10 protein-coding genes are annotated in these 10008 nt (G+C 74.6%); 2 read left to right on the forward strand and 8 right to left on the reverse strand.

Translation table 11 applies throughout. The features are described 5' to 3' along the window. Positions 1-546 precede the first annotated feature (546 nt). The gene (locus GTW08_RS21045; RefSeq protein ID WP_073578348.1) at positions 547-963 is read left to right on the forward strand and encodes a VOC family protein; all 417 of its coding nucleotides are present in this window, start codon (positions 547-549) and stop codon (positions 961-963) included. Between the two features lie 146 nt (positions 964-1109). Here the strand turns inward: GTW08_RS21045 and GTW08_RS21050 are convergent, their stop codons facing one another. The 4 genes from GTW08_RS21050 to GTW08_RS21065 form a co-directional block, all read right to left on the reverse strand. Next, positions 1110-1358, reverse strand: coding sequence for a hypothetical protein (locus tag GTW08_RS21050; RefSeq protein ID WP_073578347.1), 249 nt, complete (start codon positions 1356-1358; stop codon positions 1110-1112). Positions 1359-1425: 67 nt separating this feature from the next. Next, on the reverse strand, positions 1426-1764 hold the full coding sequence (locus GTW08_RS21055) for a WhiB family transcriptional regulator (RefSeq protein WP_083474559.1): 339 nt from the start codon (positions 1762-1764) through the stop codon (positions 1426-1428). Positions 1765-1954: 190 nt separating this feature from the next. Beyond that, positions 1955-2248, reverse strand: coding sequence for a hypothetical protein (locus tag GTW08_RS21060; RefSeq protein WP_073578346.1), 294 nt, complete (start codon positions 2246-2248; stop codon positions 1955-1957). Positions 2249-2400: 152 nt separating this feature from the next. After that, entirely contained in the window at positions 2401-4497 is a 2097-nt protein-coding gene (locus tag GTW08_RS21065) for a UvrD-helicase domain-containing protein (RefSeq protein WP_073578390.1), read from the reverse strand. 162 nt (positions 4498-4659) lie between these two features. Here GTW08_RS21065 and GTW08_RS21070 point away from each other — a divergent pair, with 162 nt between their 5' ends. Continuing rightward, positions 4660-4899 carry a mycoredoxin gene (locus tag GTW08_RS21070; protein ID WP_062400572.1) on the forward strand — a complete coding sequence of 80 codons (240 nt, stop codon included), beginning with the start codon at positions 4660-4662 and terminating at the stop codon, positions 4897-4899. An 85-nt stretch (positions 4900-4984) separates the two neighbouring features. Here the strand turns inward: GTW08_RS21070 and nudC are convergent, their stop codons facing one another. The 4 genes from nudC to GTW08_RS21090 all read right to left on the reverse strand — a co-directional run. Next, positions 4985-6010, reverse strand: a complete 1026-nt coding sequence (gene nudC / locus GTW08_RS21075) for an NAD(+) diphosphatase (RefSeq protein ID WP_073578345.1) — start codon at positions 6008-6010, stop codon at positions 4985-4987. Beyond that, a complete protein-coding gene (locus GTW08_RS21080) occupies positions 6007-7401 on the reverse strand; it encodes a M16 family metallopeptidase (protein ID WP_073578344.1) in 1395 nt (464 codons plus the stop codon). The genes nudC and GTW08_RS21080 overlap by 4 nt, the downstream gene beginning before the upstream one ends. Before the next feature lie 49 nt (positions 7402-7450). Then, entirely contained in the window at positions 7451-8791 is a 1341-nt protein-coding gene (locus tag GTW08_RS21085) for an insulinase family protein (RefSeq protein ID WP_174565923.1), read from the reverse strand. A gap of 39 nt (positions 8792-8830) precedes the next feature. After that, positions 8831-10008 (reverse strand): aldehyde dehydrogenase family protein (locus GTW08_RS21090; RefSeq protein ID WP_161152423.1); only part of this gene is annotated, 1178 nt, incomplete at its 5' end.

Here is a 10008-nt window from a genome sequence, read left to right on the forward strand (position 1 = left end):
CGACAGCAGTCGGGCCAGCGGCTCGACCGGCTGCGCACCGGCGCCCCGCGCTCGCCGGGATCGGCCGGCGCCTCGACAAGGTGCCGTCCCGACGACTCGGCGCCCAGCTCGCGCCGGCGCGCCCCAGCCCAGCAGGCCGGGCCCGTCGACGAGCATGATCCGCGCCGCAGACGGCTCCGTGCGGCGCCGAGGAACACCCGGCACCCGGCGACGAGCCGCCCCCACGGGTCGGGGACCGCCTCCCCGCGTCGACCACCCGATCCGCCACCCGGTCCGCCACCGCTCCAGGACCGCGGCGAACAGCGCCGCGCTGCCGTCGAACTGATGGGAGGGCGAGCCCGTCGTCACCCCGGCCCCGGCGACGACGGTCGGCAGCCCGACCGCGCCGTACCCGTTGTGGGCGAACAGGCACTCCGCCTCGTCCAGCAGCGCCTACCGGGTCCGCTCGCGCTGTCCGGACCGAACGCCATGCCCCCTCCCCGATTGACGTACCGAAGGTACGTCACTAGATTTCACATACCGTATGTATGCGAATGGGAGGGTGCCGTGCTCCGCAGCTGCTACCCGGTCCTCGCGACGGCCGATGTCCCGGCCGCCCGCGCGTTCTGGACCGGTCCGATGGGATTCGAGGTCGTCTTCGACACCGACTGGTACGTCAGCCTCCGTCGCGGACGCTTCGAGCTCGCCGTCCTCGACCGGGACCATCCGACGATCCCGGCGGCGTACCGCGGCCGGTCCGCCGCCGGGACGCTGGTGAACCTCGAGGTCGACGACGTCGACGCCGAGTGGGACCGTCTCGTCGTCCGCGGTGGGCTGGAGGCGCTGCTAACGGTACGCGACGAGGACTTCGGGCAGCGGCACTTCGTCGTCGCCGGGCCGGACGGGGTACTGGTCGACGTGATCACCGAGATCGTCCCGTCGGCGGAGTTCGCCGACGCCTTCACGGAGTCGCCAGCGCCCTGAACTGGGGTGTTGCGTATCGGTGAGCAGAGCAAAGCGACGAGGAGGCACCCTCTCCCACCGGCGGACCGGCAGGCCCCGGACACGACGGTGCCCCGCCCGGACGTCGGGTCCGGACGGGGCACCGATCGCATCGGTCGGCGGCGGGATCAGCCGGCGCGCAGCCGCGCCCGCTCGGCGCGGGAGGCGGCCCAGGCCGCGATCCGGGACCAGCCGCGGCCCGCGGTGAGCCGGCGTGCGAGCCGGTGCTCGGCCGCCGCCCGTTGTGCCTCCTGCTGATGGGATCTCGCCAGCGCTTCCTGGATGAGCGTCATCACGTTCTCCTGGTTCACGAGGTGGGACGAACGGTCGGTGCGGGGAATCGGTCGCACGGCCGGTGCCGGCTTCAGGTCGTTCATGTCTCGGTCTCCTCGGGTCTGGTGGGTCGGCGGCGCCGCGGTGCGCGTCGCGCCCGTGCAGCTGTGGTCAGCGGCTCGCGGCCAGGGCCAGGGCCCGGTCGCGCTCCAGGTCGGCCTTGCGGGGACGCCCCCTCGGGCGCTTGCGTGGGATCACCCGACCGTGGTCGAAGATCTCGCCTCCCCACACACCCCACGGCTCGGCGCGCTCCAGCGCACCGTCCAGGCAGGCCTGCCGGAGCGGGCAGCCGCCGCAGCGGGACTTCGCCTCCTCCAGCTCGGCCGGGGCCTCGGCGAACCACAGGTCGGCGTCGCCGTTGCGGCAGGGCAGGGCTGAGCCCACGCTCGGCACGGACCGCAGCCGCACCTCGTCGGGTCCGGCGCCGCCGCCGGACTGCTCGGTGATCATTCCGCCGTCACACGGAACGGATCGCACGTACACGATCGACCTCCTCGATCGAACTTCTCTGTAACTGGTCAGACCGGCCTGGTCGGGATCTGTCATCTCTCGGGACGGAATCGGGGACAAAAAAATCGGGGCCGCGGAACCCGTGTGCGTGGGTTCCGCGGCCCCGATGGGACTCGCTGGGTGCTGAGGGTCAGGTACCCCCTCGGCGCCCGGGAACGAACGCAGCTGTGCACTTGTCATCGAAGATCGGGCCGGTGACCGCGACCGGCATGCCGCCCAGCGGGTACACCTCACCCGTGGCGCGGAGCGTCGACGGCGCGAGCAGCGCCACCCCCTGGTGGCGACGACGGACGCCGGACTCCCCGGTGACCGCGATGCCCGCGTGAGCGACGTCGTGCGCGACGACGGTCTGCTCCGGGACGCACACCGGGGCCGGGACGGACAGGGTCATGCCGATCAGGTCGGTCGTGTCGATCGTGCCCATCTCGTCACCTCCTCCGGTTCCGTCCGCGGTCTCCCGCGCGACGCGTCTGTGTCGGGAGCATGGCGCTCCACCTGGTGCCGACGACAGTAGAAGTGCTGCGCACGGCACGGCAACCGATTATTCGAAGTCTCGCCGGAAGTTCACGCCGATCCCTACCGAAGAGGGGGTCGTGAACCCTCCGCCGCGTGCTCGGCGAGCACCCGCAGCACGTCGTCGCCGTAGCGGTCCAGCTTGGCCGCGCCGATCCCCGGGATGCCCACCAGCGCCGACGGTCCGGCGGGCCGCTGCTCCGCGATCGCGGTGAGCGTCGCGTCGGTGAGCACGACGAAGCCGGGCACGTCCTGCGCCTTCGCCGCCGCCGACCGCCACTGCTTGAGGCGGTCCAGCAATTCCAGGTCCACATCGGACGGGCAGTCGTCGCAGCGCAAGAGCTTGGTGGCGGTGGTCCCGAACAGCGGGGTCCCGCAGACGCGGCACTTGGGCCGGGCACCCCCGGGCCGGCGCTCGCCGGCCACCCGGGACGCCGGGTGCGAGTCCGGGATCAGTCCGTACAGGAACCGCGAGCGGCGTCGCTTCGGACCGCGCCCGGAGGCCCGGGTCAGCGACCACGACATCGACAGCACCCGCCGGGCGCGGGTGACGCCGACGTAGAACAGCCGGCGTTCCTCCTCGACGGCGGCCTCGTCGTCCCCGGCGTGACCGATGGGGAGGGTGCCGTCGGCGAGTCCGACGAGGAACACCGCATCCCACTCCAGGCCCTTCGCTGCGTGCAACGACGCCAGCGTGACGCCGTTGACGACGGGCGCCTGCGCGTGGTCGGCGCGGGTCTCCAGCTCCCCGCACAACCGGCGCAGGTCGGCCTGCGGCTCGACCGCGGCCAGCTCCTCGGCGACGCCGACCAGCGCCAGCAGCGACTCCCACTGCGCGCGCAGCGTCGCGCCCTTCGGCGGCTCGTCGGTCAGCCCGGCGCGGGCGGTGAGCACCGCGCGGGTGACGTCGACGAGATCGGTGCCCGGCCGCTGGTCCGGCGCTGCGGTGCGCAGCGCGAGCATCGCCCGGCGGATCTCGGGCCGGTTGAAGAACCGCTCCCCGCCGCGGATCTGGTAGGGCACGCCGGCGTCGGACAGGGCCTGCTCGAACGCCTCGGACTGGGCGTTGATCCGGAACAGCACCGCGATCTCCGACGGCTCGGTGCCGTCGTTGATCAGGGTCAGGATCCGGCCCGCGACGGCGGCGGCCTCCCCGGCCTCGTCGTCGTGCTCGGAGAAGTCCGGGTCGGGGCCGGGCGGGAGCTGCCCGATGAGCTGCAGCCGGGACCCGGCGGGCCGGTTGCGGGCGGCGCCGATCAGCTGGTTCGCGCAGCCGACGATCTGCGGGGTGGAGCGGTAGTCGCGCTGCAGGCGCACGACCGCGGCGTCGGGGAAACGGCGCGGGAACTCCAGCAGGTACCGGGGGGAGGCGCCGGCGAAAGTGTAGATCGTCTGGTTGGCGTCGCCGACGACGGTGAGGTCGTCGCGGTCGCCGAGCCAGGCGTCGAGCAGGCGCTGCTGCAACGGGGTGACGTCCTGGTACTCGTCGACGACGAAGCACCGGTAACGGGACCGGAACTCCTCGGCGACGCCGCCGTGCTCCTCCAGCGCGATCGCGGTGTGCAGGAGCAGGTCGTCGAAGTCGAGCTGCTCGCTCGCGTTCTTCAGCTCCTCGTACGCGGCGTAGACGGCGGCCACCTGCTCGGCCGGGCCGGGGGTGTCGCGGCGACGGCGGGCGACCTCGCCCGCGTAGTCCGACGGGGCGACCAGGGTCGACTTCGCCCACTCGATCTCGGAGGCGAGGTCGCGCAGCGCGTCGGAGTCGGTGCCGGCCCGGGCGCGGGCGGCCGCCTGGCCGACGAGCCGCAGCTTGCCGTCGAGCAGCGGCCACGGGCTGCCGCCGACCATCTGTGGCCAGAAGTAGCGCAGCTGACGCAGCGCCGCGGCGTGGAAGGTGCGGGCCTGCACCCCGGAGGCGTCGAGGGCGCGCAGCCGGGTGCGCAGCTCCCCCGCGGCGCGGGCGGTGAAGGTGACGGCGAGGACCTGGGTGGCGGCGACGTGGCCCGAGGTCACCAGGTGGGCGATCCGCCGGGTGATCGTGCGGGTCTTACCGGTGCCCGCCCCCGCGAGGACGCAGACCGGGCCGCGCGGCGCGTGCACCGCGGCCCGTTGCTCGGGGTCCAGACCGTCCGCGCCGATCGGGGCCGCCGGGTCCGGCACGGCGCGGGTCGCACGGGCGGGGCGGGTGGTGGATCGGGACGGCACCCACCCATCCTGACACCCACCCCCGACGGTCACGGGTCGCCCGTCCCGCCCGTCCGGGTGCCGGGCAGGTCACAGCGGGGCGGGAAGAATCCCGCGAGCGGGCCCGTTGTACCCGGTATGGCGGACCTGACGATGTACACGACCAGCTGGTGCGGCTTCTGCCGTCGTCTCAAGCTGCAGCTCGACCAGGCCGGCATCGGCTACCGCGAGATCGACATCGAGCGTGAGCCGGACGCCGTGGCGTTCGTCGAGAAGGCCAACGGCGGCAACCGCACGGTGCCGACCGTCGTCTTCCCGGACGAGTCGGTCGCGACGAACCCCAGCTTCTCCGAGGTGAAGACCCGGCTCGGGGTCTGACACCTCCCTCTGATCTCCCACCACGGAGCGCGGCGGCCCGCCACCGGTACCTCACCGGGGGCGGGCCGCCGCTTCGTCTGCGGGGTCAGCCCCCGGCGGCGGCCCAGGACTCCAGCATGGTGCGTGCGATCGAAACCTTCCCCGGCAGCATGACCACCGGTCCGTCGGTGGGTTCGGGCTCGTCCCGGGTGCCCCAGTCGCCGCGGGCCAGTGCCGCCCGCAGCGTGTCCCGGGTGATCCACAGGGCGTCGGCGATCTCGCCGTCCTGCGGCGTCAGCGGGACCTCCGGGTCCCCGATCGCGTGGAAGCCGACCATCAGCGACCGCGGGAACGGCCACGCCTGGCTGCCGAGGTACCGCACGTCGGACACGGCGATGCCGACCTCCTCGGAGATCTCGCGGTGCACACACGCCTCCAGCGACTCGCCGGACTCGACGAACCCGGCGAGCACCGAGTAGCGCCCGGCCGGCCACACCGGCTGGCGGGCGAGCAGGACGCGGTCCGCACCGTCGTGCACCAGGCAGATGATCGCCGGGTCGGTGCGCGGGTACTCCTCGTGGCCGTTGTCGCAGACCCGGGCCCAGCCCGCGTTGTGCGGGCGGGTGCGGGTGCCGTCGATCGCGCAGAACCGGGCCCGGTCGTGCCAGTTCAGCGTGGCGACCGCGCCGGTGAGCAGCCCGGACCCGAGCGGGTCGAGGAACGCGCCCGCGGCGCGCAGGTCCGCCCACTCCCCCTCGCCGGTGAAGATGTCGCTGTCGGCGGTGCGTTCGGTCCCGACGCGCACCGCCCAGTACGGGACGCCCTCGCGCTCGCCGAGCAGCACGGCCTCGGCCGGCGGCTCCGCGGCGACGTCGGTGCCCGCGCGGGTCCGGACGTGCCCGCCACGGCCCGCCGCGTCGTCCCAGGCGGCGGCGTCGACCTCGCGGAACTCGCGGCCCGGTTCGACCTCCCAGTCCACCGGGGTGCGTCCGGACTCGTCGACGACGACCACGCGCGCCGTCGCCCACGTGTCGCGCACGTAGGCCGGGTCCAGGCGCCGGTTCTCGTCGCGGGAGAGCGCGTTGCGCGACAGCACCGGCTCCTCGGTCAGGGAGAAGTCCCCGGGGCTCATCGCCCGCCTCCGCGGACCACGCCGCCGAGCGCGGCGAGCGGTGGCCCGACCACGTCGGCGTCCCCGACGACCACCCCGGTGAACCGGGTCGGCGCGAACAGCGCGGTGGCGGCCGCGGCGACCTCGTCGACGGTGACCGCCTCCAGCCGGCGCGGCCGGTCCCGGAGCCAGTCGACGTCGAGCCCGGCGGCGTGCAGCGCGGACAGGGTGCCGGCCAGCGCGGACTGGCTGTCCAGCGAGATCAGCAGCGAGCCGATCGCGTAGCGACGGGCCGAGGTGACCTCCTGCTCGGTCGGCGGGACCGCGACCATGCGGCCGAGCTCGTAGCGGGTCTCGAGCAGGGCGGCGGCCGTGACGTCGGAGGCGACGTCGGCGTCGAGACCGAGCACCGCGCCACCGGGCACGAACTCCTGCCCGGAGTGCGCGCCGTACGTGTAGCCCTTGTCCTCGCGGATGTTCTCCATCCAGCGCGAGGAGAAGTAACCGCCGAACACGAGGTTCGCGAGCTGGAACGCGGTGTAGCGCTCGTCGGTGCGGTCCAGGCCGGGCGCGGTGAGACGCAGCTGGGACTGCACGGAGCCGGGCCGGTGGACCAGCTCCAGGTCGCCCGCCTGCGGCACCGGCGGGGCGGACAGCCACCGGGCGGGGTGGTCTCCGGTCCACCCCCCGAGCCGGCGGGCGACCTCGGCGATCGCGGCCTCGGGGTCGATGTCCCCGACGAGGACCAGGCTCGCCCCGTCCGGGACGACGACGTCGGCGTGCAGCTCCCGCACGCGCTCGGGGGTGACCGCGGCGACGGCCTCGGCGGTCGGCATCTCCGAGACGATGGGGTGGTCGCCGAAGCGGCGGCGCATCAGCGCCTCGCGGGCGACGGTGCGCGGCTGCGCGCGGGCGACGGCGATCCGCTCGGCCAGCCGGGACCGCTCGCGGGCGACCTCGACGTCGGAGTGGGTGGCGGCGGTGAGGACGTCGGCGAGGACGTCGAGGACCGTCGGCAGACCGGTGGCCAGCGCGGAGCCGCCCGCCTGCAGGTACTCCGGGTCGACGGCGACGCCGAGTTCCCCGCCGACCGAGGCGAGCGCGTCGTCGATGCCGATCCGGTCGCGGCCCGCGGTGCCGGTCAGGATGGTCTCGGCGAGCACCTCGGTGCCCGCGGTGCGGGCGGCGTCGGCGACCGGCTCCGGCGAGGCGGCCGGGATACGCAGGACGGTCTCGACGAGCGGGACCCCGGGGCGGCGCGCGGCCAGGACGGTCAGCCCGTTCGGCAGGGTCTCGGTGAGCACGTCCGGCAGCGGCACCTCCTTGGTGCGGCCGAGCGCGGGCAACGGGCGGGGGCCGCGCTCGGTGCGGCCGATCTCCTCCGCGCTGCGGTGTGTGCGGGCGGCGCTCACGCGGAGCCCCCTTCGGTGTGGTTCACGGTGCCGGGACGGGTCGGAGCGCTCACGCGTCGCCGTCCCCGGACGGTTCGGCGGCCGGCTCGACCAGCAGGACGGCCCGCCCGGAGGAACGCAGCCGGGCGGCCGCGGCGGCGACGTCGGCACCGGTCAGGGCGGCCAGCCTGCCGGGGAGCTCCACGGCGAGCTCGGCGCGGCCGTAGAGCAGTTCGCGGGCGCCGAGCCCGAGCATCCGGTACATGACACGGTCGTCCTCGCGGTGCAGCGCGGCGACCCAGCGGGCGGTCTGGCGCTCCAGCTCCTCGGTGCCGGGGCCCTGCTCGGCGAGGCGGTCCAGCTCCTCGTCGACCGCGGCGGTGACCCGGTCCGCGGACACCTCGGTCGGGTGCACGGCGGTGATCGTGAAGGTGTCGGGGTCGCGGGCGTCGAACGGGCCGCCCATCAGGCCGTTGGACGCCGAGACGTCGGTGACCAGGCCGGCTCCGTCGGCGCCGCCGTGGACCAGGCGGCGCTGCAGCCGCGAGGCCTCGCCGTCGGCCAGGACGGTGGCGAGCATGGCGTGGGCCAGGTAGGCGTCGGGCTCCGCGGCCGGGTCGGGGACGCGGTAGCCGAGCGCCAGGGCGGGCAGCGGGGCGTGGGCGTCGGCCACGGTCTGCCGCCGCTCCGCGCCGGGAGCGGGCTCGGCGAACGACGGCCGCTGCGGGACGGGCCGGGCGGGGATGTCCCCGAAGTGCCGCTCGACCAGGGCGAGGGTGCCGTCGACGCCGTGCTCGGACAGGTCACCGTGCACGGTGACCAGCGCGTTGCCCGGCGCGTAGAAGGTGTCGAAGAACGCGGCCGCGTCGTCCAGGCTCGCCTGCTCCAGCTCGGAGAAGTCGCCGTAGCCGTTGTGCGCGTTCGGGAAGGTGTCGTAGAGGACCGGCGGCAGCAGGATCCACGGGAACCCGCCGTAGGGGCGGTTGTGGACGTTGAGCCGGATCTCCTCCTTCACGACGTCCACCTGGTTGCGCAGGTTCTCGACGGTGAGCTTCGGGGCGCGCAGCCGGTCGGACTCCAGGAACAGCGCCCGCTCCAGCGCCGCACCGGGCAGCACCTGGAAGTAGTCGGTGTAGTCCTGGTGGGTCGAGCCGTTGAAGATCCCGCCCGCGGACTGGACCTGCCGGAAGTGCTCCAGCTTCTCCAGGCTCTCGCTGCCCTGGAACATCAGGTGCTCGAACAGGTGCGCGAAGCCGGTGCGGCCCTCCGGCTCGGAACGGAAGCCCACGTCGACGTGCACCGAGACCCCGACCACCGGGGTGGCCGGGTCCGGGACGACGAGCACGCGCAGCCCGTTGGCCAGCGTGGCCCGGTGCAGCTCGAGAGCGGATTTGTCGGCGATCACGGACACGGGAGCGAGGCTATCCCCCACCCCCGACAACCTGCCCGGTCAGGCGTGCTCGGGCGGCAGGATCACGAACTGGCGCAGCCCGAGGTCGCGGTAGGTGACCGGGCCGCGGGGGCCGGGGGTGTGATCGACGTTGATGCCGGTCTCGGGCAGCCCCAGCAGCTTGTAGCCGTCGAGCAGCCGCGACGGCGCGTTCCAGAACACCCCGGTGCCGGTGTAGCGGTCGATGAAACGGTGCGCGACCTGCTCGTCGGCGGCGCAGATCGTCGCGGCCAGGCCGGAGGTCTCCCGGGCGGCGGTGTCGGCGGCGTCGTCGGGGCCGTCGACGACGGCGACCGTCACGTGCGCCTCGGCGCCGGAGTCCAGCGCCCACTCGTGACCGAGCGGGTGGTCGTGCGGGGGCAGCGACAGCGCGATGCCGCGGGCGTCGAGGGCGGCCTTCGCGACCGGCAGCAGGGTGTCGTAGACGGGCCGGTCGACGAGCAGCAGGTTGAGCCGGTTGCAGACGCCGAGCCGGTCGGTCGAGTCGGTGACCAGGCGCGTGACGTCGGCCTCGGTGGCGCTGGCGTCGAGGTAGAGGACGCCGCCGCCGTCGGCGTGGGCGAGCACCCGGGTGCCCGCGGTCGCGCCGAGCACGGACAGCTTGCGGGTGACGTCCCCGGACCCGCGGACGACGACCAGCGGCACCAGGTCGGGCAACCCGACCAGGGCCTCGGCGCCGGCGTGGCCGGGCAGCGGGACGAGCTGCACGGCGGCCTCGGGGAGCCCGGCGTCGGCCAGTGCGGGGCGCAGCACCTGCTCGACGAGCGCGGTGGCACTGCCGAGCGCGGCGGACCCGGTGCGCAGGACGGCGGCGCTGCGGGCCTTGAGGACCTGCGAGGCGACGTCGACGGTCACGTTCGGCCGGGCCTCGAACACCGCGCCGATGACGCCGACCGGGATGCGCCGCTCGAACACCCGCTCGCCGGTCTCCAGCGTGCGGACCGGCCACTCGGTGGGCGGCTCGGGGGTCGCGGCGAGCACCTCGAGCTGGGTGGCGATGCCGGCGAGCCGCTCGGGGTCCAGCCGCAGCCGGTCGAGCAGGCCCGCCGCCATGCCGTTCCGCTCGGCGGCGGCGACGTCGGCGGCGTTGACCTCGAGCAGCTCGTGCGCCCGGTCCCGGATCAGCGAGGCGGCGGCGCGCAGGGCGTCGTCGATCCGGCCCTCGCCCGCGGCGCGGA

Origin of the sequence: Pseudonocardia sp. SID8383 (assembly GCF_009864975.1) — a bacterium.
Lineage (GTDB): Bacteria > Actinomycetota > Actinomycetes > Mycobacteriales > Pseudonocardiaceae > Pseudonocardia > Pseudonocardia alni.